Annotated in this window: 37 protein-coding genes; all 37 read right to left on the bottom strand. The window is 34.2% G+C overall.

Annotated features, from left to right (window positions below; translation table 11 throughout):
* Entirely contained in the window at positions 1 to 1,368 is a 1,368-nt protein-coding gene (locus tag HKO22_RS07090; protein WP_169969566.1) for an XkdQ/YqbQ family protein, read from the bottom strand.
* On the bottom strand, positions 1,365 to 1,985 hold the full coding sequence (locus tag HKO22_RS07085; RefSeq protein WP_169969564.1) for a hypothetical protein: 621 nt from the start codon (positions 1,983 to 1,985) through the stop codon (positions 1,365 to 1,367). The genes HKO22_RS07090 and HKO22_RS07085 overlap by 4 nt, the downstream gene beginning before the upstream one ends.
* Position 1,986: 1 nt before the next feature.
* Positions 1,987 to 4,173 carry a phage tail tape measure protein gene (locus HKO22_RS07080; RefSeq protein WP_169969562.1) on the bottom strand — a complete coding sequence of 729 codons (2,187 nt, stop codon included), beginning with the start codon at positions 4,171 to 4,173 and terminating at the stop codon, positions 1,987 to 1,989.
* A gap of 165 nt (positions 4,174 to 4,338) precedes the next feature.
* Positions 4,339 to 4,749, bottom strand: coding sequence for a phage tail assembly chaperone (locus HKO22_RS07075; protein ID WP_169969560.1), 411 nt, complete (start codon positions 4,747 to 4,749; stop codon positions 4,339 to 4,341).
* 4 nt (positions 4,750 to 4,753) lie between these two features.
* Entirely contained in the window at positions 4,754 to 5,194 is a 441-nt protein-coding gene (locus HKO22_RS07070) for a phage tail tube protein (RefSeq protein WP_169969559.1), read from the bottom strand.
* Positions 5,195 to 5,342: 148 nt separating this feature from the next.
* The gene (locus HKO22_RS07065) at positions 5,343 to 6,284 is read right to left on the bottom strand and encodes a PDDEXK family nuclease (RefSeq protein ID WP_169969557.1); all 942 of its coding nucleotides are present in this window, start codon (positions 6,282 to 6,284) and stop codon (positions 5,343 to 5,345) included.
* A 247-nt stretch (positions 6,285 to 6,531) separates the two neighbouring features.
* Positions 6,532 to 7,641: a phage tail sheath subtilisin-like domain-containing protein gene (locus HKO22_RS07060; protein ID WP_169969555.1), complete on the bottom strand. Its 1,110-nt coding sequence runs from the start codon at positions 7,639 to 7,641 to the stop codon at positions 6,532 to 6,534.
* Positions 7,634 to 8,068 carry a phage tail terminator family protein gene (locus tag HKO22_RS07055; protein ID WP_169969554.1) on the bottom strand — a complete coding sequence of 145 codons (435 nt, stop codon included), beginning with the start codon at positions 8,066 to 8,068 and terminating at the stop codon, positions 7,634 to 7,636. Before HKO22_RS07055 ends, HKO22_RS07060 begins: the two co-directional genes overlap by 8 nt.
* Positions 8,069 to 8,530: an HK97 gp10 family phage protein gene (locus HKO22_RS07050; protein WP_169969552.1), complete on the bottom strand. Its 462-nt coding sequence runs from the start codon at positions 8,528 to 8,530 to the stop codon at positions 8,069 to 8,071.
* Complete coding sequence (locus HKO22_RS07045) at positions 8,518 to 8,856, bottom strand: phage head closure protein (RefSeq protein ID WP_169969551.1); 339 nt, start codon at positions 8,854 to 8,856, stop codon at positions 8,518 to 8,520. The genes HKO22_RS07050 and HKO22_RS07045 overlap by 13 nt, the downstream gene beginning before the upstream one ends.
* The gene (locus tag HKO22_RS07040; RefSeq protein WP_169969550.1) at positions 8,849 to 9,133 is read right to left on the bottom strand and encodes a head-tail connector protein; all 285 of its coding nucleotides are present in this window, start codon (positions 9,131 to 9,133) and stop codon (positions 8,849 to 8,851) included. The genes HKO22_RS07045 and HKO22_RS07040 overlap by 8 nt, the downstream gene beginning before the upstream one ends.
* A gap of 20 nt (positions 9,134 to 9,153) precedes the next feature.
* Complete coding sequence (locus HKO22_RS07035; protein WP_169969547.1) at positions 9,154 to 10,284, bottom strand: phage major capsid protein; 1,131 nt, start codon at positions 10,282 to 10,284, stop codon at positions 9,154 to 9,156.
* A 16-nt stretch (positions 10,285 to 10,300) separates the two neighbouring features.
* Entirely contained in the window at positions 10,301 to 10,981 is a 681-nt protein-coding gene (locus HKO22_RS07030; protein WP_169969545.1) for a head maturation protease, ClpP-related, read from the bottom strand.
* Complete coding sequence (locus tag HKO22_RS07025; protein WP_169969543.1) at positions 10,974 to 12,209, bottom strand: phage portal protein; 1,236 nt, start codon at positions 12,207 to 12,209, stop codon at positions 10,974 to 10,976. Before HKO22_RS07025 ends, HKO22_RS07030 begins: the two co-directional genes overlap by 8 nt.
* Positions 12,196 to 13,347: a terminase TerL endonuclease subunit gene (locus HKO22_RS07020; RefSeq protein WP_328819081.1), complete on the bottom strand. Its 1,152-nt coding sequence runs from the start codon at positions 13,345 to 13,347 to the stop codon at positions 12,196 to 12,198. The genes HKO22_RS07025 and HKO22_RS07020 overlap by 14 nt, the downstream gene beginning before the upstream one ends.
* Positions 13,348 to 13,567: 220 nt before the next feature.
* The gene (locus tag HKO22_RS07015) at positions 13,568 to 14,524 is read right to left on the bottom strand and encodes a GIY-YIG nuclease family protein (protein WP_169969539.1); all 957 of its coding nucleotides are present in this window, start codon (positions 14,522 to 14,524) and stop codon (positions 13,568 to 13,570) included.
* Between the two features lie 112 nt (positions 14,525 to 14,636).
* Entirely contained in the window at positions 14,637 to 15,224 is a 588-nt protein-coding gene (locus HKO22_RS07010) for a terminase large subunit domain-containing protein (RefSeq protein WP_169969537.1), read from the bottom strand.
* Complete coding sequence (locus HKO22_RS07005; protein ID WP_169969535.1) at positions 15,217 to 15,684, bottom strand: phage terminase small subunit P27 family; 468 nt, start codon at positions 15,682 to 15,684, stop codon at positions 15,217 to 15,219. Before HKO22_RS07005 ends, HKO22_RS07010 begins: the two co-directional genes overlap by 8 nt.
* A gap of 256 nt (positions 15,685 to 15,940) precedes the next feature.
* Entirely contained in the window at positions 15,941 to 16,390 is a 450-nt protein-coding gene (locus tag HKO22_RS07000) for an endonuclease (RefSeq protein ID WP_169969533.1), read from the bottom strand.
* Positions 16,391 to 16,587: 197 nt separating this feature from the next.
* Positions 16,588 to 16,773, bottom strand: coding sequence for a hypothetical protein (locus HKO22_RS06995; protein ID WP_169969531.1), 186 nt, complete (start codon positions 16,771 to 16,773; stop codon positions 16,588 to 16,590).
* Positions 16,766 to 17,188: a hypothetical protein gene (locus tag HKO22_RS06990; RefSeq protein WP_169969529.1), complete on the bottom strand. Its 423-nt coding sequence runs from the start codon at positions 17,186 to 17,188 to the stop codon at positions 16,766 to 16,768. The genes HKO22_RS06995 and HKO22_RS06990 overlap by 8 nt, the downstream gene beginning before the upstream one ends.
* A 10-nt stretch (positions 17,189 to 17,198) precedes the next feature.
* Positions 17,199 to 17,552, bottom strand: coding sequence for a VRR-NUC domain-containing protein (locus HKO22_RS06985; RefSeq protein ID WP_169969527.1), 354 nt, complete (start codon positions 17,550 to 17,552; stop codon positions 17,199 to 17,201).
* 42 nt (positions 17,553 to 17,594) lie between these two features.
* A complete protein-coding gene (locus tag HKO22_RS06980; protein ID WP_169969525.1) occupies positions 17,595 to 18,386 on the bottom strand; it encodes an ATP-binding protein in 792 nt (263 codons plus the stop codon).
* The gene (locus HKO22_RS06975; protein ID WP_169969523.1) at positions 18,352 to 19,107 is read right to left on the bottom strand and encodes a DnaD domain protein; all 756 of its coding nucleotides are present in this window, start codon (positions 19,105 to 19,107) and stop codon (positions 18,352 to 18,354) included. The genes HKO22_RS06980 and HKO22_RS06975 overlap by 35 nt, the downstream gene beginning before the upstream one ends.
* A complete protein-coding gene (locus HKO22_RS06970; RefSeq protein ID WP_211660222.1) occupies positions 19,101 to 19,808 on the bottom strand; it encodes an MBL fold metallo-hydrolase in 708 nt (235 codons plus the stop codon). Before HKO22_RS06970 ends, HKO22_RS06975 begins: the two co-directional genes overlap by 7 nt.
* A 2-nt stretch (positions 19,809 to 19,810) precedes the next feature.
* Positions 19,811 to 20,629: a recombinase RecT gene (locus tag HKO22_RS06965; protein WP_169969522.1), complete on the bottom strand. Its 819-nt coding sequence runs from the start codon at positions 20,627 to 20,629 to the stop codon at positions 19,811 to 19,813.
* Positions 20,626 to 21,024 carry a MazG-like family protein gene (locus tag HKO22_RS06960; protein WP_169969618.1) on the bottom strand — a complete coding sequence of 133 codons (399 nt, stop codon included), beginning with the start codon at positions 21,022 to 21,024 and terminating at the stop codon, positions 20,626 to 20,628. The genes HKO22_RS06965 and HKO22_RS06960 overlap by 4 nt, the downstream gene beginning before the upstream one ends.
* A 174-nt stretch (positions 21,025 to 21,198) precedes the next feature.
* A complete protein-coding gene (locus tag HKO22_RS06955) occupies positions 21,199 to 21,636 on the bottom strand; it encodes a single-stranded DNA-binding protein (protein ID WP_169969520.1) in 438 nt (145 codons plus the stop codon).
* A complete protein-coding gene (locus tag HKO22_RS06950; protein WP_169969518.1) occupies positions 21,633 to 21,923 on the bottom strand; it encodes a 50S ribosomal protein L29 in 291 nt (96 codons plus the stop codon). Before HKO22_RS06950 ends, HKO22_RS06955 begins: the two co-directional genes overlap by 4 nt.
* On the bottom strand, positions 21,920 to 22,264 hold the full coding sequence (locus tag HKO22_RS06945; protein WP_169969516.1) for a hypothetical protein: 345 nt from the start codon (positions 22,262 to 22,264) through the stop codon (positions 21,920 to 21,922). The genes HKO22_RS06950 and HKO22_RS06945 overlap by 4 nt, the downstream gene beginning before the upstream one ends.
* Positions 22,264 to 22,443 (bottom strand): hypothetical protein, encoded by a 180-nt coding sequence (locus tag HKO22_RS06940; protein WP_169969514.1) that lies wholly within the window; start codon positions 22,441 to 22,443, stop codon positions 22,264 to 22,266. The genes HKO22_RS06945 and HKO22_RS06940 overlap by 1 nt, the downstream gene beginning before the upstream one ends.
* The gene (locus tag HKO22_RS06935) at positions 22,436 to 24,238 is read right to left on the bottom strand and encodes a DUF2813 domain-containing protein (protein ID WP_169969512.1); all 1,803 of its coding nucleotides are present in this window, start codon (positions 24,236 to 24,238) and stop codon (positions 22,436 to 22,438) included. Before HKO22_RS06935 ends, HKO22_RS06940 begins: the two co-directional genes overlap by 8 nt.
* The gene (locus tag HKO22_RS06930) at positions 24,229 to 24,522 is read right to left on the bottom strand and encodes a hypothetical protein (RefSeq protein ID WP_169969510.1); all 294 of its coding nucleotides are present in this window, start codon (positions 24,520 to 24,522) and stop codon (positions 24,229 to 24,231) included. The genes HKO22_RS06935 and HKO22_RS06930 overlap by 10 nt, the downstream gene beginning before the upstream one ends.
* 89 nt (positions 24,523 to 24,611) lie before the next feature.
* Positions 24,612 to 25,163: a restriction endonuclease subunit S gene (locus tag HKO22_RS06925; protein WP_169969508.1), complete on the bottom strand. Its 552-nt coding sequence runs from the start codon at positions 25,161 to 25,163 to the stop codon at positions 24,612 to 24,614.
* A complete protein-coding gene (locus tag HKO22_RS06920; protein ID WP_169969506.1) occupies positions 25,129 to 26,010 on the bottom strand; it encodes a DNA methyltransferase family protein in 882 nt (293 codons plus the stop codon). The genes HKO22_RS06925 and HKO22_RS06920 overlap by 35 nt, the downstream gene beginning before the upstream one ends.
* A gap of 12 nt (positions 26,011 to 26,022) precedes the next feature.
* Complete coding sequence (locus tag HKO22_RS06915) at positions 26,023 to 26,244, bottom strand: hypothetical protein (RefSeq protein ID WP_169969504.1); 222 nt, start codon at positions 26,242 to 26,244, stop codon at positions 26,023 to 26,025.
* On the bottom strand, positions 26,241 to 26,399 hold the full coding sequence (locus HKO22_RS06910) for a hypothetical protein (protein ID WP_169969502.1): 159 nt from the start codon (positions 26,397 to 26,399) through the stop codon (positions 26,241 to 26,243). Before HKO22_RS06910 ends, HKO22_RS06915 begins: the two co-directional genes overlap by 4 nt.
* Between the last annotated feature and the right edge of the window lie 11 nt (positions 26,400 to 26,410).

The raw sequence follows: 26,410 nt of genomic DNA, 5'->3' as shown, positions 1-26,410 counted from the left end.
TTAACCCCCTACATACCTATAAGCCTTAGAAAAGGTCCTACCTTTTTGATTACTTACACAAACACCGCTATATCCCATTATCCTTTTACTAACTCCACCAGACTCAATTATCCTTGTGGCATCATATTGCATGGCAACATGTCCCTTTTGCCAGAGGACGTCGCCAGGTTGTCGTTCGTTGAAAGGTATCTCTTTAAAACCTAGAGCCTTTGGATTGCTCCTAATACCAGCAGATGTTATTCTGCCAGGTATATTTGCCCCTGCTTGTTTAAAAGCCCAGGTTACAAAACCAGAGCAATCGACACCAGTTTTAGGGTCAGTTCCACCCCACTTGTATTTAGTCCCTTTAACACTTTCCCCAATTTGTACCGCTTTTTGTGCTGTGCTACCAGAGGCTTTTACACTTGTAGAACTATCAGTTTCTGTATCAGTAGAAGTATCAATATCCTCCATGACATTATCATAAGAAAGCTCCAAATCCACAACATGATAATTATTAGCAAAGGTGTGCTTGTCGGAGATGATGTAAAACTTACCATTTAGACCAGTAAAAGGCTCCTTGATGATGACCGCATTACCTGTAATTAAATCAAAATCTCCCTTGACTCTTACACTTGCAGTCCTCTCTATATCCTTTAACATTCCCTTGGCTCTCGCCTCTGGGTCCTCATCTTTTTCCTGTCGGTAGACTTCTACAATTCCACCCTCAACATTATTAGTAACCTCACCTATTTCTTTGCCTTCAGTATCAAACATCTTAACCTTTGACACCACGTTTTCAGAATTTTCTCCATAAGTCGCATTGTATAAATTACTTTTCCCATCAAGGACATACTTGGCAACAATCTTACCTTGCTCTACTATGTCAACATTCCCGTTGTTCATGCGTATTATATAAGGCTTACCAGTCTTTTCATTTTCCATTTTATAGGCAGTAAAAACGACATTATAAATTGTTTCCAGGTCAAATTTTCTATCAATAGGACTTCCGCTTTCAGCCTTTCCAACACTTAAACCAATGCTCCCAAAAGCTTCCTTTGCAATAGCATCTGGCGTCTTCTTCTCAAAATTAAAAGTCCCCTTGCTCTTATTTGCAAGTATAAGCTTATCAAGACAAGTTACAGACATAATATTGTTGTCGATTGATTTTTCCTTGCTAAATACATAACCATCAAATAAAACTGCTCCATCATTATTTATTAGTTGGCCTTTAGCGTTCATTGGTACTGTAATTTGTGGAAGATTTTTATCAGTACCACTTACAACCACCCCAAAGCCCAATTGTCTTGCCGCTTGTCCCTTGTCGCCGCTCCAAGTTATCTCGTTATAAAATTGGGAAATATCTTTGCCATTAAGTATTAGTTTCATAGCTTGATACCTTTCCCAGCGATTAACTTTTTAAGACCACTTTGCTTTAGGAGTTGCTTTCCATTTTTACCATTACCAGTAATTTTTTTCCCTAAAGACCAGACTGTGTCGTATTTCCCAATTGTCAAAAGTGCCGCAGTAGGTGCCACCAGTCCAGCAAACCTCTTAATGTCATTTGCCTTTATTGTCCTTTTGATTTCTGGTGGCTCATACTCTGTAGCTTCTATCCTTACATACTCACTAAGGGCAAGACTGTAATAGACGTCGCCTGTCCCGTCTTGTTCTCCACTTGTGTAACTGTCAATTAAGACCTCGAAGTTGTGAGGTGTTTCTGTGATTATCAGTCTTATAGGCTCGCCAGAGTTTGCCCAGTTTCTGATTTTATCGTCATAATAAAAGGGATCTAGGATAACATCGCTAGATTCTAAAAAATCATATTCCTTACTTGGGAAAAAACTCTCAATTGTAAGACTTTTAAGTCCTTTTTTACCTTTTAGGTTTACAGTCCCAACCTCGTTTAAGGTCTCTGTATTATTATTTTGTGGCTCCTCTATGTTATAAAAGGGAGTGATTGGGAGCCTCAACCTCTCACCTTGATGTGTTAACCATACTTCCATATTAAGTTAAGCCCCCAATCCTATTTTGTTTAGCAATCTTTAATTTATTTGCTATTCCATTTACTATTCTGTCTATATCAGCGTCTTCTCTTACTACAATTTGGTCTGCTATTTTTGGAATTGTAATTGTAACATTATTGTTTTTAGCATTGCCCATCTTATAGGCTTCTGCCACTGACTTATCATGTGGCAATACTCTAGAACCTCTTGGTAAGTCGACAATTTCTCCGCCTTTTTCGTGGATTTGTACAATGCCACCTCTCCAAAAGTTAGTACCCTTTGCAAGTTTCGGTATAAGTGGAATATTTATTCCCTTGCCACCTACTAGAGGTACCCAGTCAGGCACTTGTATCTTGTTAAGTCCACCTATACCACGGTTTATAAAGCTTATAACCCCGTTCATCACTGACTTTACAAGGGTTTTAACTCCACTAAATATAGTCCTAAAAGCACCGACTACGCCAGTCCAAGCCCTATTCCACGCACCTAGAAAAGTACCAGTTATAAAGGAGATTATGCTCTTAAATAGGTTTTTTGCACCCTCAATAAAGCCTTTTATAATCTCAATAATGTGGTTAAATACATTGCCTGCAACCTCTTTAAAGTGATTAAACTTGTTAACTACTGCATTTATAACCTTAGTTACTACTGGCTTTATTTTCTTCCAGTTGACAATTAAGAGGACAATTGCCGCAACGACCGCCATTATTGCCCAGCCTACTGGTCCAAGACCAATGACAAATTTACCAAGTCCTAAAGCACCCTTGCCAAGTATCTTGCTAAATTTCCCAAAGCCGCCTACAAGTTTTTCAAGCACAGGTCCGGCGAATTTACCCAGTTTTATACCTGTTTTCCCTAGGACTTTTCCAAATTTACCAAAGCTTTTAAACATTATGCCGAATCCACTTTGACCAAACCACTTAGTAATACCGCCAGCCTTACCGACTACTTTTGCAAAATCAAATAACTTAAAATTAACCTTACCTGCAAGTTCAAACACCTTGCCAAATCCAAGAATTATAGGACCAACTGCCGCCGCCATACCTAGCCACTTAACAATATTTTGTTTTTGTGTGTCAGACAAATTAGTAAACCAATCTGTAAGCTGTTGTACTTTTCCTATTGCTTTTTCTAGGAGTGGTCCCCATATTCCAGACGAGGCATCGAAAAGGTCAGCCCCTGCCATTTTTAGACTGTTAAATAAGATTTTAAAGTTATCTATTGGATCTTGGGTTTCGTCAAAGGTTCGTCCCACAACTCCCTGGGCATTTTTAACTGCATCAGCGAAAGAATCAAAATCTAAAGCACCTCTGTTTATTGCATCAAGCATAAAGGTTGCCCCTCGCCTTCCAAAATATTCCGAGGCGATATTTACTTTATCTGTTTCAGATTTAGCCCCTTGGAGTTCTTTCTGCAATTTCTTTAACCCCTCATTCATGTTAAGCCCATCCTTAGCGAAGGCAACCTGAGCCCTCGACATATAAGACATAGTCTTGCTTGTGTCGATACCTGTTTTTTCTAGCCCACCAAGTAAAGCTGTTGCTTGTTCTACACCTATCCCCATAGCCTTTAATTGAGGTGCAGACTTAGTTAAAGACTCAAACAATTTATCTGTTCCTTGCCCAGTAGCCTGTGCAGTTGCTGTAACTGCATCTAACACTTTGCTTAAATCTTTAGCCTCAAGACCATAGGAATCCATAGCCTGCTTAGCTTGGATTGATGCCTGTGTAATATCTTGCCCGTTAATTTTGGAAAACTTAATCATGTATTCAGAGGCATCCTCTAGGGCTTTTCCTGTAAGTCCAAATTGGGTGTTTACTTCCCCAACTGCATCACCAATTTCTTGGAGGTCTGCTGGTACCTTGTTGGCTAAGTTTTTAAAAGTACCCTCAAAGGCTTTCATATCCTTACCGGTCGCACCAGTTTTTGTTGCTATGGTGTCAAGGGCGTCATCTACTTCTTTCCAAGCCTTCGTACTAGCTACCCCAATGGCAGTTATAGGAGCAGTAACACTCTTTGTCAGAGCTTTCCCTATACTATTAAGGTTTTTACCCGTTGCCCAAAGACCTTCAGCAGTTCGCTGATATTTGGTTTGAAATTTTGTTAAATGTTTTTCTACAGTTTCAAGAGGTTTGGAAAACTTGTCCACAAGTCGCAAAGTAGCATCAAATATTTTACTTTTCGCCATATAAAGCCTCCAATTTCTTTTGTTCTTCCTCTAATTCTTCAATTTCCCTAAGAAAAAATGCCCTGGTAATTACTTTCTCTCCATAGGGCATCTTAAGGTATTTATAGGGACTCCAACCCTTTTCTTTGTACAGCCAATAGGCAGTTTGTACATGTGGATTGGAGTCTATGAGTTTTTTACTTTGCTTTCCTCATCTTCATATCCAGATAAATCCTCAATAGCAGATGATAAGATATCCATTTCGCCTGATAACATTAGCTTTTCTACAAGTTCATTAGGTGTTTTTGCCCCAAATCTCTTTTGTAGGTCTTGGTTTTTAAAGACATCAGGGCAACCCTCTACGATTGTACGTAATTGTGCTTGGTATCTTATAAGGTTAACCTTGGCACTGTTGCCCTTACGCATTGTAATGTCCATCATATTTTCTGCTATTTCCCCTGCAAGTGCAGGGTCTAAAGCTTGGATAGGGAAAATAAATTCTTCCCCACCCAATTTATTAAGTCTTATTTTCTTTTCGCTTTTTGGCATTTGCACCTTGCCAGCGTCAAATTGCATTAATTTTTCTACTGCGTTCATTTCATCACTCCTCAATAAAATCATATAATTCATAATGTCTAAAGTTAAATGGGATTGTCTCTTCAAGTGCCTTTGCGTGTTCAAAGTCAAATAATGTCAATTCTGTAAATGTTACGTTTTTAAGCATTATTCTTTCTGCACCTAAAGCTGTTGGGTCATCTAATTTGCCCATGATTTTTACAACTGGTGTCCTACCTTGTGATAACTTAGTGTGCATTAGTTGGATTCCAATTGATGAGTATTTCCCCATTGTTAAGGATCCAGAGCCTTCAAGTTCAAGCAGTTTTTTCCCTTTCCAAAGGTCTCTAGGTCTTAAAATATCTCCATTTGTCATAGTTACCTTAGCTTCAAATTTTGTAAGGGTAGCTAGATAGGTGTCCTCTATCCATACTTCCAATATGTTATCGTATAAGTTCTTTATCTCATACTTCTTATAGTTTCCCATAAGTTCAGACTATCTTTTCACCCTTTAAGGTGTCGGGCGCTCGTGTCAGCTTCATCACTGATCTAGTGGTATGCTGTTAGTCGTTGCACTTTCTTGACATCCCTGCCAAGCTTAGTTCAAGATTGTCATAGTTTAAAAAAAGTCCTTATTAAAGGACTTCTAATTTCTTAAATTCAGTTTGTAATATGTTTTCTATATTTTCAAATTCCCAATATGGAATTCTTATAAGTGGTATGTTTTTATTGAGGCAAAAATCACTTTTTATTTTATCTCTTTTTTGAGTCCCACTTAATGTTTCTTCGGATTGGCTCCATCTGGCTTTTTTATAATGGAGTTCGCCGTCATACTCAATCAAGCATTTCAATTTATCATTTTTATAAATTGCAAAATCAAAAGGTAAAGTATATTTATACTTACATTCTTTAAATCGTATTTGAGATTTGTAATTTATCGAATTATCATTTAAGAATTTTGAGATTATCTTTTCTCCCCTTGACTCACTACAATTTGGACATCGTGAACCTTGTAAAAAGCTTGTAGGCATCAAATCAAATACTTTGCCACATGTTTTATGAAGAGTCTTAATCTTTTCGTTGTCTCTTTTATATTCTTCTAAAAGTTGATATTCATCTCCAACTAATTCAAATACTTCTTTCTTAAACTCTTCGTTAGTCTTTCTTAGTTTGTCCCCAATACTTCTATATCCACATTTCGGACATCCAACACCCAATAGTGCGTTACTGGCTCTTTGACTAAAATCATTCCCACAAACATTACAGTGAAAACCAACTTTATCTTTAGTTCTTTTAAATTTACCTGTTACAGTTAATTTTCCTTTGTAGATTTTCTTAATTCGATCTTTAAATTCATTATCTGTAAGCCTTTTTTCTAACCCTGTGTATTTGTCACTGCATTTTCGACATCCGTACTTTGCTCTTTGAAATAAGTTCCAACTCATCTCAAATTCATGACCTTCAGGGCAGAGGATTTTTAACTTCTCACTAGCACCTACATACTCATTACTTAATAACTTATAACCTCGTTTTTCTATTTCTGATTTTACAAATTCATAAGTGAGTTTTCTGCTCATATTAAACACCTCCGTAGTGCTTTCCGATATTTTATAGTGGGAAGTAAGACTCGGAATGTTTTACTTGTCGGGAGCTACCCTATCCCACACTTATATTATACCATATTAAACTGTTTAAAAACCTTAGAGTTCCCTTGAATTCACCCGATTTTCATTAATAAATTTCTTTATTAAGCGGCAAAGTGTCTACCGAATGTTCCGTTAATTATTTGTTCGTCTTGTATATCTCTTATCATATTTCCACCCCTTAAATTACTACATCAAGTTCAATTTCTTCGATAGCATCAAGAATTTTACAATAAGCCTTGATAAATACCTTGTCTTTAGTATCAGCTTCTTTAATTTCTTTTAGATCCATTTCATCAACTGTTCTTTTGTCAATTGTTTGATAACTCATAGACTTTAAAAAGGCTTTTTGTTCCTCAATATTAATTTCCACATGAGATGAACCTTTAGCAAGCAGTCCATCATTTTCAAGAATTTCCATGTATCCCAAAATCGCAGACATTAAAAGTACCTTGTTATCATAAGAGTTGGCATATTTACCAATATATGAATCTTGTGCAGCCCATTGTATGTCATCAGCCATTGCATCCATAATGTCTACAATCTTAATCTTCCTAAAGGACTCTCCTTCGATTTGGCTTGTAGTTACAAGAGAGTTAACTCCTCTTGCTACCTTGATTTTCTCACCATCATTTAAAAGCACAAACTCGCCATTATCAATTTTTTGGTCAATCTCTTCTTGTGTATAGTGAGTACAAGCCTTAAGTTCAGGCAGTGGTGCATAAGTACAAGCTATTTGCATTGGTGTACCTGCTATAAGACCTGCAATTCTTGACGTGTATTCATTAGTTTTGTATTCTTTTTTCTCTGTACTTACACTTGGCATTGTGAAGTTAATTATTTTTTTATTGTCAGCATTTACATTTGCAGCAACAAACTTACATCTTTTGTCCCTATTGTTATTAAGTGTCTTTATCCAAGTTACAATTTTTTCACTGTCTACTTCATCAGCAAAGGGCACTGCCAAATAGTCCCATCTTAAAGTTTCAAGTATTTTAAAAGCTTCAGTAGTTACATCAAATTTAGGTTTATCAGCAGTTTCTGATTGTTCTACTACGACAATTAGTTTTTTAGGTGTCTTTTGGTATCCCATAAGTGCTAACTCAACTTGTTCTCTGTTCTTTTCAGATAATTTTTCTGGAATGTCAGATGCTGTGTAAATGTCATAAGTCCCCTTCATTTGCTTTTCTTGTAGGACTAGAGCAACAATCCCTCTTATGCTTCTTCCAATTCTGGCAATCCCCTGCTCTGTAAAGCGTATGTGTAGATATGGTAAGCCTAATTTAGCCATTTATATCTCCCCTTTCGTATTTCATTTGTAGTACTTTCATTAATTTGTAATTTACAGTATTTTTTAATTTATCCATATAGAAACCTAAATCAAAATTAAAAAATAATGTATTTTCTTCAATTTCCCAGCTATTTCTTGTGATTAAGATGTATAAATCCTCAATCTTTAAACTATAATTAAAAATTTCAGATAATTTATCTCCTATTTCCATAAGTTCATTTTTATCCGCCTTTTGATACTGAACCACTACTCCATAACTTAAATAATCATTAGTATTTGAATAGGATTCCCTTTCAAAAGTTTCAAAATAAACAAAAAAATAAGGCTCTTTAAAGTCTTGTTTTGCCTCGCTATTTAATACTTTTTCCTTAAAATTCTCATGGATTTTCTTTGTAATTCCTCTTTTAAGTTCTTTCCCCTTAATCATTTATTTCCCCTCAAACAAATCATTAAATATTTCATCTAATATCTTTTCTGGCAATTTATTAAGTTCCGGCTCTAATTCATCTATTTTCTTTTCAAAAAAGAAAGTTCCATGAACATAACTTTGCCCATTCTTTGTTGCTTTTCTGCCCTTTCCTACTACTGCGTGTCCTCTCTCAACTAAATGATAATGTGGAGCAGTTGAATATACCTCTGTGTGATATATCCCCTTATTCTTTCGAGTCTTGTTAGCCTTCCATCTTCCTCTTAAATGTTGGCTAGCTTTTTTTAACTTTCTATTATATCTGCCTTTAGGATTATAAGGAGTAACTTTCCTTATCTTTTTCCTTAAGTCTTTTGCCGCACTATCATACTTATCATAAATCAAACCTGGAGCTTTTTTCTCTGCTAGTTTTAGCTTTTCAGCAAAATTATCAAAGCCCTTAACTTCCGTTAACTCTGCCATAATACCACCACTTCCATATATCTATTTTGAATCTTTGGATCAATAAATGGTGCAATATAAATTACTTCAGCCTTTATTCCATTAAATTCCACATAATCGTTGACCTCGATGTCTTTTCTATTCCTCATCTTGAACTTATAAGTCATTTCACTTTCAGATTTTCTATTTTGCAAAAATTCTCTTCCAGTTGTAGGTATGAGTTCCACCCAATCCTTGCATATAAGCTTGGGTTTTTGTTCATATTCTCCAACATCATTTAGGATATCTTCGGTTTCTGACCTGTCGTAAAATTCAACCTTTACTCGGTTTCTTCCTGGGTTATACATTTACATCACCATATTCTAGCTGGGTAATCATACTCCTTATAATGTAATTCATTTCCAAAGGTTGACCCATCATATATCTTTCATCGTATAGATTTTGTATGATTACAAGTTTCACTATTTCAGACCTTGCCTTAAAGTGTTCATTTTCCTTTTTTTCAAGATAGTTAGTAACTCCAGCCACGAGATATTCTTCGGCTACCTGCATTAATTTAGTCAGATAGCCGTCATCATCATCATAAGTTACTCGCAGATAATTTTTTACATCTTCAAGGGTCATAATTTACCCCCTTTTCTTTCTTAGGCAACTGTTGTTTCTGGGATTGTTAGGTAGATAACTGCTTCGTCATCAACTACTTTTACATCAAATCTTTCAATTGCTCTTAGTAGAGTTGCATTTTTTGTAAATCCAGCTTCTGTGGATCTTGCGATTTCTACTCCCTTTCTGTCGTAGAAGTTAACAAACTCTGCAAAGTCGCCAATGTAGAATGGGTATTTTTTAGCATCTTGTGGTAATAACTCATCAGCTAATACAACAATTCTCTTGCCCTTGAATAGCTTTTGTGTAGGTTGTGTTAAATCAGTAGTTAGGATTGGTCTCTTGTTACCATCTTCTAACTTGTCTAGGTAGTCAAAACCTGATTGGTTTGTAACGATTACTGCTGTGTTAGCAATTGCAGGGTCTAACTTAACATTTAGGATTGTACTAATGTCCTTGTAGTCCTTACCAGCAACTTTAGTCTTAGCAGTCTTTAAAAGTTCTAAGATTTTTGCATTTTCAGTGTTAACTGATTTTGTTGTAAAGTTGTTGCCGATGATTTCAATAAGTGGGAAAGTTGTATCTTCTAAAAGTGTGTTAGATACTGGGATAATATCTCCGTAGTCCTTAACTTCCCAAGATTGTTGAGCAAATGTAAGGTCAGTTTGTCCGATTTCTGAAAGTTCGTCAAACTCAACTAGCTTGCCCTTTTGGTCTTTAGCTACTGGGAACTTACCTGACATAGTAGTTACTGGTACTACATTACATAAGTCTTTAAGAGATACCTTGTTTCTTCTAAATTCCTTTAGTGTTTTTCCTTGTTCTTCTGGTACTAAGTAACCACCTTTTTCTGGATTGTGTTCGATTTGACCAGTAGATGCAAGATTATATACTTCCATTTCTGCATCTGTAACAGGTTTGCCCATTACAAGCTTATTAAATACCTTGTTTACATCGATATTAGCCTTAGGTGTTCCCACTTCTTTGCCATTTTCCACAATGTTTTTAAATTCTTCTTTTTCTTCTTCAAGTGCAAGGTCAAGTTCTTTTCTTGCTTGATTTAAAACTTCGATTTTTGCGTGTGCTTCATCAATCTTTCCTTGCTCTTGAAGGGCTTTCATTTCATTTTTGATATTCACGATTTTGTTCTTAATTTCTACGCTTCTTTTCATTTTTTACCTCTTTTCTTTAATTCATCGCCATAGCGATTTCAATTTCTTTAAGTTTTCTTTCTTCCTCTGCATCATCTGTCTTATTTATTAATTCTTTTGGAGTATGCTTGTAATTTAAGACTGATTTTCCAAAGTCATTTTTAACAGTTGATGGATTTGTAACCTGGATATTAAAAATCTCACTTGCAGATTTGGCAGTGAGCCAAGTTTCTTTGTCTATTAAGTCGTTGATATCCTCTGATGTCTTGCCTTCAACTGCCTTACTCATGTAGGTTTCTACAAGTCCTTTTTGAATTTCATCCAAGGTATCCGCCCATTTTAAGAGATCATCAGAATTACCAAATATGCCAATACTAGGCTTGTGTATCATAAGATAAGCATTTGACGGCATTTCAATTTCATCACAACCAAAGGCTATAATTGATGCGGCAGATGCTGCAAGTCCATCTATGATGGCTTTTGTGTGTCCCTCGTGTCTTTGTAGCATATTGCTAATTGCCATACCCGCAAAGAGATCACCGCCACCAGATGAAATAATTACCTCTACATTCTTTTTAGCACCTTTTAACAAATCTCTTATATCTTGTGGGTAGGTTTCCACCTCATCACCCCAAGACCAGCCTCTCCAAACGTCGTCGACTATATCACCACTTACAAAAATTGTTGTCTTATCTGCTTCATTTTTAACTTTAATCACTTTTCTCACCACCTTTCTCGTAAGCTTTTCCTATATCATCAATTGGCACATAAGTACCATTAACCATAAGGACATCTCCACCATCAATTTTAGGCATACCAGAGTAAGCTCTTGCTTCGTTTGGAGTATAAATCCCACCTGATACATACTTTTGCAGAGCCTCTGCCTGAGATTTAAGGTCACCTCTTAGGATAGTCGCTACGTTAAATTCAGTATGGACTCCCCTATTAATTTCATCTTCAAATAAAAGTTTGTAGTCAAATTCTTCTTCATACTTTTTAAGTATTACTAGGAGTGTATCAATTAAAAAAGTCAAGTTTTGCATCTCTGATGAGTTGTAACTTGACTTGTCATAGTTATTTAATTGGTTTGGTTTTATCCCAAAGGCCGCCGCAATCTGTAAGCCTGTAAACTTTCTAAGTTCAAAAAATTGTGCATCTGTAAGTTTTATATCAAGTGGAGTGAGTTTCATCCCAAGTGGTATCGGCACTATGTTCCCGTTGTCCTTGTCCCTTACAAATTCTGTTATAGTCCTTACAAGTTCTTTTTTCTTGTCCTTGTTAAGTTCTCCAGTATATTCCAAGATTGCATTAGCAGTAAGTCCTCTGGAGTATAAATCATTGAGATACTTTTGCGCCTCTATAGATCCCCTTATAGTCCCAACAAGTTCCTCTGCTATGGATGTCCCAACTATTCCATCTCGTGACAGTCCACCCTTTAAGTGGATGATTTCCTTGTCTTGATAGTAGTAGTCTTTGCCTTTATCTGTGTACTTGTAGTAATACTTAGTCAGTTGACTTATGATATGCCCATCATCTACAACTACTTTGACCTTTCTAGGGTCTAGTGGATGGAGTCCAACTCTTTTATTGCCATTGGTTTCTATTAGGGCATAAGCATTTCCGTAGTGGTTTCTGTTAAATTCCATAAGCGTTTTAAAGTCTGTAGGAGTCATAAAGGGATTTGGTCTTACTTTTAGGAGATAGTTTATATCACTGTCAGTAATTTTTATTCCCTCTCCATCCTTAAGATGGATTGATAACTTACCTATGGACTCACTAAGTATTTTTAGGCAAATATAATAAGTTATTTCTGATGTATTTGATGTAGTTATTAAGCTTTCAATATTTTTTTCATCGCTTATATTTATTGTTTGCCAACCCCGTTCAGTTTCTCCCCAGCTAAAAGCGTTTTTAACTGCTCTTCCAAAGTTTTTAATTATTCCCATCTTTTTCACCGCCTTTCTCTTTCATAATTTCAAGCCATTCTTCTATATCTGTTTCTGCGTTATATCTCTCAGTATTATCTATTGCCATTGCAAGCTTCCAAGCATCTATTACAGAATATACAACATCAATCCTTGCCGTGTTAGTCTCTTTCATGACCTTGATTTCTCCAAAGGAGTTTTGCGTTGTTTTTGCATTTGCAAAGGACCACTTAAGTAGGTCATTATGCTTGTCATACTTAACTTGTAGGGCTTGGATTGATAACTGTAGGTCCACAGTCGCATCATTTAAGGACTTTGCAGATTGGACTATCTCCACTAGGTCGCAGTTCAAAAAATCCAAGTCAGCTAAAAAAGCATTGGCATTATGACCATCATAACCACAGGCTGTAATTACTAAATTGTAGTCCTCAATTAACTTTTTTAAGTGACTAATTATATACTTATAGTCTGTTTTCAGACCAAAAACACCCTCAGTTAAGGTCAAATAACCCTGCCTTGCCCACATCCTATAAGGTGCCTCGTCTGTCTTTTCGTGTTCTTCTAACCTTAAAATCGGCATAAAAGAATGGGAATAAATATAATAATAGTCTCCAAACTTAAAGACTAAAGCTATTGATGTTAAGTCGCCGCCAGATGACAAGTCAATTCCCAGTATGCACTCTTGACCCTTAAAATCTTCTAAGGTTAAGTCAGATTCACATTCTTTAAACTTGTCTAAGTCTACATATCCTGCTCCAGAGTATTTAACCCAAACATTTAAGGACTTGGTCATAAAGTTTATTAACTCTTGACCGCCTTTTTCCTTGGCATCTATGGCTTTTTCGGACATATCCTTGACCTTTTCCATGTTGTAGGAGTTGTCCTCATTCCATAATAGGAGTGGATTTGCCTTTGCCCAGTTCTTATAGTCCCAGATGTCGTCATCTTCGTCCATTTCTGCGATGTAGATAAATAGGGATTCCTTTTCTACTACACCAGATAGGATTTTCTTTGCAAATTCGTATTGTTCATAGCAAGGGCTATTGATATTAAAACCTGCTGTTGTTATAGCCAAGGTTAGTGGACTTCCCACGCTTATTTGCCCGTCAAGCATAAGCTTATACATTTGATTGTTAGGATGGGCATGGTACTCATCGATAACGGCTAGTCATTTGTTATCGTACAAGTTTTTTATCCTGTACTTCTTATAGTTTCCTATAAGTTCAGCATATATCATCACCTGCAACTTAACTTGTTTAGGTGTCGGACACTCGTGGGAATATTATATTCTACGCTCTTTTTTGTAATAAAAAAGCATAGGTTCAATTCCTATGCGTTACAATGCCAACTCCTTTTTAATGAAGTTGGTTATCACGGTATTAGCTTATTTTTGAGTATTCTTTACGATAAACACTAATTGTACATCTATTTACATTTAATTCTTTAGCTAACTCAATATTAGTTTTTCCTTTTTTAACTTCTTCACCAACATATAAGATATTATTTAATCGTCTCTTTTCAACTTGACCTTTAGTAATTCTTTTATATTGTGCGTATGTTAAATTTGTTTCTTCTAATATTTCTTCTATGGTAAAATTTTTAAAAAACATATCTAAGGCTTTCGATTCAGCTTCTAACCTGTCATTATTCATAAAGCCTATTTCTTTTTGAAATATTTTACAGAATCTTTTATAAGGAATTTCATAATGTATTGAAAGATTAAAAACTGATTCACCTTCAAGTATAAGTTTTCTACACTCTTTCTTTTCTTCGTCTGTCATCATCTTAATGTTTCTTGAAGTGTCAGTTTGAACCATCTCATCATTTAGTTCTGGTGCAACATAACTCCAATTTTTCAAACTTTTAATTTTTGAGATACAGTCGACGCTTACTCCAAATTTTTTAGATATTTCTGTTATTGATTCTTTATCAATTATAAGTTGTTTTATAGTTTTAACTTCATTAGGAGTCAGCTTATTATTTTTTCCTCTACTGTTTTCTATAAATTTTTCAATTGTTTCTTGATGATGTTTCTTATTAACATTTCCACCACTTTCAAAATTATAACCAAATTTTCTATCAGTGGTTTTGTAATACTCTATCCAATATTTTTCTCTTTCATCAAGTAAATCTACATCACATTTTTCTATTACTTGAAATTCAAAAATTCCTATTCCATATTTATCATACACTCTTTGCAACAAAGAGTTGTGATGTACTCCGCATTTTAAATGTGATTTATGACTTCTCACTCTTTTTGAAAAATTTTGAATTGTTTGTCCTATATAAATTTTACCATTTGTCTTGTTAACTATTTTGTAAATAGTGCCAATCATCGTTATCACCTCAAAAACTTAGCCTCGTTTATACTAATATTATATCACATAATGTTAGTTTTAGCACCGTTTTTGCCCGATTCGATTTTAAAATTTCTTTTAAAAAAGGACACTATTCTATCGAACGGAAACCATCAGCAGATTTAGTATCTCTACCGACTGACTTGATTTCCGTACCCGTTATCTTTGATGTAATTGTTCTTTCGTGTCGTCTAATTCTATATAATTCAGCAAGTTCCTCATCAGCAAGGATGAATTTTTCTACCTCATCCCAAACAATATTAGCTTGGTCTTGCTTAGTAGCTGCACAGTAGATTTTACCTTTTTGATAGCCTGAGAAAGTGGCACGATTGTTGATTTCAGTTCCCGACAAAAAAGATTTACCATTTTGCCTGCCCATTTGAACATAAGCTTCTCTAAACCTTAACTTCTTGCTTCGCTTTTTTCTCCAGCCATGTAGGGATCCAATTATAAAATTTTGGAAGCCTCTAGTCTTTAGCTTGGTGGGTTCCATACCCTCTAGGATAGTGAGTTCATTGGCTATGTTTATGGCTCTTTCTGATAGTTCCACGTCCCAGATATATTCAAAATCTTTTCTTTTTAAATCATCTAAATGTCTTTTACAACAACTTATTTCAGTTTGTCCCTTTAAGATTTTGCCTTCAACTACTAATTTTGCATACTCTGTAACTCTATCCATCAAAATATCTCAAATATTTATTAGTTATGCTTTCTTCTTTTTTAGGGACAATCAATTTTAATCTATCAGTTGTTGCAAGCCCAAGCTTTGATGAGCAGGACATTATTTGTTTTATAACCTTATCTTGTGCATTTATCAGTGGAGATATTTTATAATCTTCAGTAACATATCTATAAGACCGCTCCATGTTCTCAATCTCTTGCGTAATTTCTAAATATTGTGCGTAGGCATTTGAATATATGACAAGAATTGACAAATCAAGATTATCTAGTATCCCAATCTTTTTTGCCTCTTCAACAACCCTACTAAATTCAACTTTTGCAGTTTCTTGAAGATAACTAGGAGCCTTTAAATTTTTATTGTCTAACCTGATTTTCTCTTCCTGCTCTTGTCTTTCTTTAATATTCTCTTTCCCAATTTTCCCAGTCGATGTTGCAGTCGTCTTTCTTGGTCTCGCCATTCTACCACCACCTTTCACAAGATTAATTACAAACCTTTAACTGTCTCTTTTACCCTTTCTGACAATTCCCACTTTATAGGTTTTCGTCATTTATTAACAAGTAAACTTTCTAAAAAATTATCTTTTTTATCACTTATCCAACATTAAAATCATACGACATTAAAATCATTCGACATTAAAATCATTAAAAAAACACCTTTTATAAGGTGCTACAATATTTCTGAAATTTTCAGTTTCTGGCATTTTCCCGCAGGATTTAAGGCCGCTGGTCATTTACACTTTGCCCAAAACTTTCTAACCTACCCCCCATACCATTTTTATTTAACTTTAATAGTAATGCTTGTGTTTTTAATTTACTCTCAAAATTCTTATTATATAGAGCGTGTATCTCTTGATGGCTCTTATCCGTAAGCCAAAAAAGATTCTGGACATCATAAGCCCTGGATAAATCATCAGCCACCTCAACAATATGGTGTGCTAACCTGCCTTCAACAATCTTACCAGTCTTGTAATAATGCCATAGATCTATGCCGCAAGCTCTTGACTTACAAATATCCTTAACAATGCCCCAACGCTTGTCAGTATAAATATTGTGATTCTCACGGTTATATTTATCATAAGACTTGTGATATTTGCTAGCGCATTCTTTGCACGCTTTCTCAGTGATAGGAATTGCTTTCCCACACTTACATAATTTTTTTAACATACCAGCTTCCCACCCCTAGCTTAAACAAGTGTATGTAGTTACCCAACATATAACATAGTATATGTTAACCTTAGAAAGATAAGAATGAAATATAGTAATGGTAATCTTTCGCTCGTACAATTATAAACAATAAGGAGGTGAATATTTATCTTTCTATCTCCACTTTAAACTATATCACAACTTGACGGCAAAAAAAGTCACATCTTTTTGCACTGTCTTTCTAACTCTTCCAAGAGAGCATCTGGGTCTAAATCCGTAATTGATCTAAAATAATCAGACTTGATAAATCTCCTTACCTCTGCTCTCAGCTTAGGATAATTCTTGTAATCATAGACCGCCCTCTTAATAATTGCAGAAACTAATAATTCAGGGTACTCAATCATGAAACACCTCTGGATTCTTTTCCTTAAACTCTAAGAGAGCATTACCATGTGCATTTTTGATATAGCCATAATTGTAATTATATCTAGCAGCAATCTCTCCAAGCCTCATATCTCTTAAATAACGGCTGACTAAAATAAGCCTATAAAGAGGATTTTCCATTCTATCAATCTGAGAAATTATCCTTTGCTTTAAATCAATCAACTCATCCACCTTGTCAGTCACTTCTTTTTGTAAGTCCACATACCTATCCATCCAGTCAGAAAAATCGAGACCTCCAGAACTTTGAACCTTGTCCTTAACCTCTAAGCTTCCAATACTCATAGCACGAGCCCTCAAATCTTCCAATAATTTAATTTTGCTGTCTATCTCATTATCAATATGTCTAACCTGCGATAAGTAGTCTTTTGGTCTCATCTTCCAACTCCTAACCCCAAAGAGGTATCTCTAAAATATTAAAGGCATCTTCAACAGACTTTGCCACACCACACAAAATAGGATGACCTCCCGCCCACTTCATAAATTCTTTTTGCTCTTCACTCAATCGCCCTTTAGAATTTTTAACCTCAATAAAAAACATTTTGCCATCGGAATATCTAAAACCCATTAGGTCTGGAGTCCCCTTTGGAAAAGTCCTTATCCATCTAGTAACTGGACCTTCTTTAACCTTAAAAACTCCAGTAGTCACATTCCATACCTTAGCATAAGGAGCAAGAGCAGACCTAATTAAGTCTTGTACTTCCTTTTCAGATTGTTCCTCGCCAAACAAGTTCTTGCTCATATCTCAACCCCCAATCTTTTAAAACCTTCCTTCTTAATTCCCTTACTTCAAATCCTTCAGTATATTTTCAAACGCCTTAGATTTATTTTCCTTTTTCTTCTCTCTGAAAGATTTATAATTCATTTCTATCACTTCACACATTTCTGCTATTCTATCAAAGGTTCTTGCTACTTCATCTTGTGAAGTTAGTTTCCTTTTAAAATCATTTGGATTTAAATTTGTTGTAATGATTATTGGCTTATTGGCTCTGTACCTACCATCTATGACCTCATATATTTTTGACTTATTATATTCGCTTGATGCTTCTGCTCCTAAGTCATCAATAATTAAAAGCGATACCTGGTTTAAATTCCTATGTAAGCTATTAAGTTCAGTGCTTCCAAATGTGGATAACTCTCTTATCTTCTGTAGAAGTCCATTGCTCGTTATTGCAATTACTGAAATATATTTTTCTAGGAGTGCGTTAGCTATACAAAAGCTTAAATATGATTTACCGCTTCCTGGTCTTCCAAAGAATAACAATCCACAATTATTAGCTTTCATTTCCTGAAAATTATCTACATAGTACCTGGCAAATTTAAATAGTTTTTTATTCTCATTGGTGATTATAAAGTTATCAAATTTACATGTCTTAAACCTTTCATCAATCAAAGAATTTACTTTCAATCTCTCTAAGCTTCGTTTCTTTTCTTCAGCTTTTTCTTTTGCCTTTGCTCTTTCATATTCTGCTTGTTCCGCTTCGCTCATTGCATTTATTCTGAATGTTCTCCCTCCAAAGGAAAATACAATCTCTTTTCTTTCAGAGTTTAATAATGTTGAGGTTCTCGTATCCATCTACTACCTCCTTCTTATTCCAATTATTTAATATACCTTTTATATAAGCTGTAGTTACCTTGTTGTTATCTGCAGATGTCTCTATTGCTTTTATTAGTTGTTCTTCTCCATATTCCTTTTCTAAATCCTTTAATCTATAAAAATTATATTTACTACAATTACCACCACATTCCTTAAATTTTTTTAACACTTTTTCTTCTTCAAATTTTTTTCTGTAGTAGTTGTTGTTATCATTATTATCATTATTATCATTATTATCATTATTATCATTATTATCATTATTGTTTAGGCTTTTCACTGGCTCTTCACTGGCTTTTGACTGGCTCTTGACTGGCTCTTCACTGGCTTTTTTGCCCTTGCTGTCATCTTGATAAAAACTGTAATTTACAATGGTTATAACGGTCTTTTTATGTGGCTCTATTTTTAAAGAAATCATTTCATCTTTTTCTAATAATTTTAGAAAATTATTTACTTTTGTTCTCGACCACTTCCACCTACTGCATAATTTTCTTATAGAAGTTATACGCTGTCCTCGTCTAACTAATTCCAAATTGCCATCTATCAGAACTTTTTTATCCTCATGATTAACCATTAGAAGTAGGTCAATCCAAGCTGATCTCTTGTCAAATTCTTCATCATCATTCCATATCCAATTATCATAGATACTTCTATGAATGCTAATCCAGCCTTTTTTCTTTGGCATAATATCACCGCCTAGCAAATTTCTATAGCTACACCTGTAAGTTCTTGGAGTCTATATTTTATGACCTCGGCATCAGAATTAGCATCTGATAAGTGCATTACATATATCTTTTTAAGCCTTGAGAGATTACACTTCTTTAAAAAATCCAAAGCAGTTTCCAAAGACATATGATTTTCTTTGATTCTTTTTCTTAAAATTGGATCTAGATTGAGATTGTTATTTATCGTTTCTTTGACATAATTAACTTCTATCATCAAATAATCAATCGTTCTAAATCGATTTTTAACAAACATAGTATCGGTGATGAAAAGTAACCTCTCATCAGTCTTTGCGTTTAAAATATAAAAGCCGACTGGTTCTTTGGCATCGTGTACTGTTTCAAAAATCTTTATTTTAAAAGATCCTATATCAACCCATCTGTAAGTGAAATAACCATTTTTTTCAAAAGTTTTAACCCTATGACTTTCAAGCTCCAAAGCCTCTTTAGTGCCTTCCGTCATATATAGATCCACTCCAGCCTTGATTAAATCCTTACAAGCTTTTGAGTGGTCTCCATGCTCATGACTTACTAAGACCCCGTCAATGTCCGTAGTCTTAAAATTAAGTGCTTGCTGTATTTTTTTATAAGGAATACCACACTCAATTAAGAGTGTAGTATCCTCGTTACTTATCTTGTAGCAGTTACCAGTGCTACCACTGGCTATAATCTTAATATCCATAATTAAAACGGTGCCTTTATATCTTCTTCGATGATTTCTCCAGTATCTGGATTTACTTCAATAGTTTCTTCTTCCTCTTCTGGAGCTGTCATTTCAAGCATAGCATTGTTTTCTGTCGCTCTTAAAACTTCTCTGTCTTCCTCTTCCTTAATTGCATCTTGAAACTCTGTTGTCAAAACTCCGTACTTGCTTAAAAGTCTTTTAATTACTGTCTTTTGTGCCATCTCGTCAAATTGTTTTTTCCACGGACTGTAATCACTTCCGTAAGCTTGAGAATATCTCTTTGCGTGTTCTATTACCTCGTCCTTTGTCATATAAACTGCCTTTTCATATCCATTTAAAAGTTGGAAATAAGCAAAATATCCAATAACCTTATCAGACTTAGGCTCTCCTATAATCTCAAAAGTTCCTTTTAGGTAATCTCTTTTGACTTCCATCCCCTCATACATAATTCCTGCGTTTAAAGCCTTATATTGTCCACTTCTTTGTGCCATTTGTATATAACCTTTGTATCCGATTTGGAATTGAGGTGTTAATTTACCTTTATTTTTGTATGGTACAATATAGGCATATCCAAGATTTTTATTAATAGGCAAATTAAGAGTAGCTGCCTTTAGTGCTTCCATAGCAACCTCTTTAGGATTGCAACCTTGTAAATAGCTATCACCATTGTATAGATCAATAATTGATGCTAAAAATCTGTCCTTATTTTCCTTTAAGGCATCAGCAAATAAATTTTGCATGCCTTGGTTTGCTAGTAAATTCTTCATTTGGTTTACTGGACTTAATGTCCTATTTTCTTGTTTTTGTATATTTGTCATTTTAAATCTCCTTCTTTGATAAATACTCCGTTAATAGTTTTTCCTTTTCTATCTTTGATTTTTTCGTAAGCTCTTCCTAGGCAATCAACGGGATCTAAATTTAATTGGTCACATAGGATAATTAACGTTATAAATACGTCGCCCATTTCAAGTTTCATGTTTCCCCTAAGTTCAACAACTTCTGGGTCGTTGTCAGCTTCTCCGTAACTGCATTTATTGTACTCATGTACAAATAAAAGCCATTCATCTCTAAACTCAAAAACTTCTTCAATAAATTTCATAAATTGCTTTTCTGCGTTTTCTTCGTGTAACAAGTTTTTATTCTTTGCCCAATCAAGGACTTTATTTCTTAGTATCTCGAAGACTTGGTCCTCATTAAATCTACCAACATTCAGATTATCAAGGACTAAATCAACATTATCTTCATAATCTTCTAAAGTCCTTATATTTAAAGCAAATTCGTCAGCATCTTCATTTGCATTTTGATAGGTTACACATCTAACCTCTGCATCAGGATTTACATAAATCAATTCCATTATTAAATCTTTAACTTTCATTTTTATTCCTCCTTAAAATGGGATATCGTCATTATCTACTGGGAAAAATCCTTCATCACTATAGTCATCTTGTTGGTCATTCCTATTTTGGTAATTTCCACCACCAGAATTATTATTTTTAGATCCAACAAAAGTGATACTATTTACTAAAACATCAGTCGTGTAAATAGTCCTTCCGTCTTTTTCGTAGCTTCCAGTTTGGATTCTTCCTTCCACTCCAATTTGGCTGCCTTTACTGTGATAATTTCCAATTACTTCGGCAGTCTTTCCAAAGGCAGTGCATGAGATAAAGTCAGCTGTAGGTTGGTTATTTGCCTGTGCTTCATCTCTTTTGTCCTTGCTTAACTTTCTGTCGACTGCAACTGTAAATTTCAAAACTGCAAGACCACTTTGTGTATATTTAAGTTCAGGTTCCCTTACTAATCTTCCAATTAAATTTACTGAGTTCATTCTTTTCTACTCCATTCTTCTAATTCTTCTAAAATCTCTTCATAGTGTTCGACAGCATTAGATGACAATCCATTTGTATTCACCAAAAAATCTTCTTCGGAAATTGTTTTTATTTTGCCTATTAAAATTACGTTAATGTAAAACTTGTCTGGTTGGTCTTCATACCATTCTAAAAAGTGGTAGAATCTGTCTTTTCCTTTGTTAAGAATTAATGTTAAGTATTTTCCCTTTTCGTTTTCTTTTTCCTTAAATCCTAATTTTAGTAATTCTTCTTTTGTTAATTTCATTCTTCCTCGTCCTCCTCATCTAACATATCTATTTGATTACTTTTCACTTTTTCCAAAACAACAACACCATCATCGAGTTTAAATTCCATGCCCTGGTATGCATCTCCACCGTCTAGGCTTGATTTCTTTTGCAAATTAGTGCCTATCTTGTAATTAAAAGCTGGCATCTTATAAGCTTTCTCGTCTTTTTGTTCAAAAACTGTTCCTATCTTTAATTTAAGAGTTATGTCGCCTTGCTCAAATTCTCCAGCCGCTATCTTTTTTGCTACATGAATAATTGATGCGTTTAAACTCATCTGCATATCTTCAAATTTTTCATCTTGTAAACTAAATATTCTCATTATTCAACCTCAAAAACCTCTGGGTAAAACCTGCTTCCATACTTTAAAATTTTGTCTATATCTTCTTTTTCATCTTGTCCATAACCTATGCCGATGTAATATTTAACTTCGAAGCCATTGAAGACTTTTACAATTCCGATGGTTCCGTTGTACCACCAAGCATTTAAAACCTTAATCAATTTTAAGCTCCTTATCCTTGCTAACTACTAACCTCACTAATTGTGTATCTGTCTTAATTAGTTCATTTACCGACTCTGCGTTGTCTATAAATATTGGCACTTTTAAATCAAGTTTGTCAGACAAGCTATTAATTACATCAAGACCTACGTTTATCTTTGCCGCATTGTTTAAGTCGCTGTAAGGTACTTCCTCAAAAGTAGCTTCGCAGGTTTCAGTTATTCCGCCGTTTATTTGATTTTCAAAAAGTTTAAATTTTACCAGGTCAAAACTGTCATTTATCTTGTCGCTTACTAGGTCCACATAAGCCTTTGTATATTCCTCACAAAGATAAATAATTCTTTGTTGCTCTTCATAAGCTTTGGCAAGTTCTTTTTCTTGCGTTTCAAGTTCCTTTATTCTTTCGTCAATTTTTTCATTTTGTCCTTGTAGAGATAATTTTTTATTTATTTCTTCCAAATCTGCGTTTAAAGAGCTTTTCTTTTCAAGTAAATCCTTTTTATTGTCTAAAGAAAAATCTTTTAATTTTGACCTAGCCTCGTCAAGCTCCTTATCAATTTCTTGTAGTCTAATAGGCTCAGTTGGCAGGTCTTCTTCCTTATATTCCTTAACCTCATAAATAGCTATTAGTTTTTCGCATTCTTCTATTTTTAACTTTAGATCTTTTGCTTTTTCTTCGATGCTTGATAGCTTTTCAGACTTTTTCTTATTAAAGTTAGCCATTGTCTTTTCTATTTGGTCTGGTAATAGGTCTTGACCGCAAGTTGGGCACTTAAAGTCACCTTGATATTGTTCTTTGTGGACTTCTTGCCATTCTTCCCTAGCCTTTTCAACTAGATCTTTAAGCTTTTCTATATTCTTTTTCGCTTCTTCAAGTGCTAATTTATCGTGTTCTTTTTCCAGCAATACATTTTTATTTTTTAGATTTATTTCAAAACATTTATTTTGATAATTTTCTGCAAGTTCAGACTTTTCTTTTTGTAATGCAGTAATTTTTTCTGTTATCTCAGTCATGCCCTCAGTCATCTTTGAAGCATCGGCAAGCTTTTCATCTATCTCTCTTATGGCTGGAATTGTACCTCTCTTTCTAAACTCCAAGGCATCAAAATCTATGTCATGTATTTTTGACTTATTTAACTCATCAATCCTTGCTGGTATGCTTTCAATGTCTTTATTAATTTTTCTTGCACTATCCTTTGCTATTTTCTTTAGTTCATCAACTGTATAATTTTTAAGATCTAATTCTTCTAAATCTTTATTTTTTGCGATAATATCCTCTGGCTTTACATCTTCTATAAGGCTTAAAAGTATTTCTCTTCTTTCTGTCTTTACCAAAAATTGGTTAAAGTACAATGGATTTGAAAGCAAGTTGAAATTATCTTCAGACAAGACACTTTCAATTCTTTCGTTGTACTCCTTTTTCTTAACTGGTACAGAATTTATATAATAGTCAGTAGTATGTCCCGTAAATTCTGCCTGCGTAGATCCACGTTTTTTAGTCCAGACTTCTTTATAGATTTTTTTAAGGTTAAGATTTGTGTCATCAAAAGTAAAATCTCCCTCAACTACTGATTCCAAGTTGTGGACTTCTTCGCCATTTTTGTTATAAGGTTTTATTGCAAAGTCCTTTCTGTTTATACTGTCCTTGTCCCAAAGTAACCAAGAGTAGGCGTCAAATATTGTTGTCTTACCTACTGCATTGTCCCCATAAATATTAGTTATGTCCTTAAAGTCTATTGTTAAGTCCTTGATTCCCTTGAAGTTTTCTAATTTTAAAGTTTTAATTTTTATTTGCATTTTAAACCTCCATCAAATAGAGATTTAAAAGCTGTAAATTCTTCTAACATAATTTCTGTCATGTATTTAATTAGAAAAATTTTTAAAGTTCGTGCTTCTTCGTAGTTTGCACAAAGTTTGTTATCTCCCACATAGCTTTTCATTAAACTGTTAACACTAATGCAGGTATTTAGGAGCGCACCTAAATTATTTTTTATCTCTTCTTCTTTCTCATGTATCAACGCTTCTTCATAAGTTGTAAACAATCTTCCGTCTTCAGTTTCATAACATTCAATTCTTTTCATTTTTCTAACTCCTTGTGATATACTAAGAGCAAATATTTATATATTTTAGTCCTGGAGTTTTAGCCGACCTGGGACTTTTTTTATTTGCCTTATTCATTCTTTTCTCCTAAAATCTCAAAAAACATATTTCTTACTCCGGACCTGTAGTTTTCTAAGCTATTTATAAGTTGCAATGTGTGTTTATTATTTTCTTCTAAAAAAAATCTATATCGGTTTAGAATATCAACTACCTTTTTCTGATCTTCTAAATTTGGTACGTTAATTTCTAAATTCATGAAGGCTTTTTCATCAAGTTCTGGTATTAACATAGGTTTTGATAATTGTTTTATTAAATACTCTTTGCTTAAAAGCCATTCATACAAATAAACTTCTATAATCTTTTTGTTTTTAACAACAATAATATTGCTTGCGTCTGTTACAAAATGCTTGAACTCTCGTTTATATATATTGCCTATCGTTCCTTTTCTAGTTATTGTTATATTGCCTTCATTGTTATATTCATTGCAATATCCCATTGCTTTTTCTCCAGCTCCAAATACTGGGTACTTCCCATTTTCTATATAATCAGTTCTCTTTCCACGCTCTAAATCTATTAAGTCTTTCAATTTAAAATAATGAAATTTGTTTTGGCTCGTTTTCAATATTATCTACCTCTCCATATAAAAATGGTTTTATTTCTTCCTCTATGATTTTGTCTATTTCTTTGTTTAGTCGAATAATATTTTTATTGTTTTTTTTGATTTCTGCTTCAAGTTTAACAATATCTATTTCTTCTTCTTTTTCTTTTATATCTTTTGCTAATTGCCAATAATTTACATCAATTTCAAATTCTTCTCTAACATTTACAGTTTTTGTTTGGCAATCATAAATTTCGCTTGTATAATTTTTGCTTTTCTTTTCTTTGTCTATAACTATAAAAACTACAGATATTGTAGTATCTTTAAATCCATTTTCTATATAGTTAAGCTCCAACAACTTATTGCCTATTATCTCCCTTGCTTTTCTTTCTGCTTTTCTATATGCAATACCAGGAAATAAAATATAAAAAGAATATCGTTTTGTAAAATTTAAGCTTCTAAGTAAGAATATATCGTCCAATACTCCTGACTTCTTCCATGGGTATTCTTCTTGTATTGCTTTAATTTCTTCTTTTGTCTGATCTTTTAAACTCAAACTAAAAGGCGGGTTAATTAAGCTTGCGTCATATTCTTTAAAATCCTTATATAAGAAAAAGCTTGTTGTATACACATCTGCATTTGGAAAGTTTTCTTTTAGTGTGTCTGCTGCTTGCTCTTGAATTTCAACTGCTATTATTTTTTCTGCATTCAAAAACTGTTCAAGTTGTCCACTCCCTGCCGCTCCATCAAAAATAGTTTTTAAATCTGGTACATACTTTTTGACCTTTTCTGCTGCATACTTTCTTAATACTTCACCTGTAACATATTCAGCGTGTTTGTTCGCTATTTGCCTATTGTTAAACTCTTTCATTTTTTATTTGCCTTATTCACTTTTTCTCCTCTTTAAATACTTATCTTTCACATACTTTGAAAACTTCCCGTAATCTTGGAAAACATCAATCCCACATTGTCTATGATAAGATTCCGTTTCCTCTTCTAGGAACTTTCTATAATCTTGTATCTCAAAATCTTCCCCATCGGCAATATTATTTTTGTCAAAATATGCCTTTAAAATTCCTGTGGCAGTTCTTCTATTTGCTTTCACTTTTTTACCACCTGACTAAACTTATAATTAAGAGTTTTTCCATCTTTGTAGGTTATCTTGCAATCCTCTTGCCTATCTCTATGCATAGCCCTATGTCTTGTAATACCTAGAGAATTAAATTCTTTGTCGCAAGTATGACAATAACAATCTTTCAATCTCATCACCC

Source organism: Peptoniphilus faecalis (assembly GCF_012976305.1).
GTDB classification, from domain to species: domain Bacteria; phylum Bacillota; class Clostridia; order Tissierellales; family Peptoniphilaceae; genus Peptoniphilus_A; species Peptoniphilus_A faecalis.
This window is presented reverse-complemented; position numbering and strand designations above follow the sequence as displayed.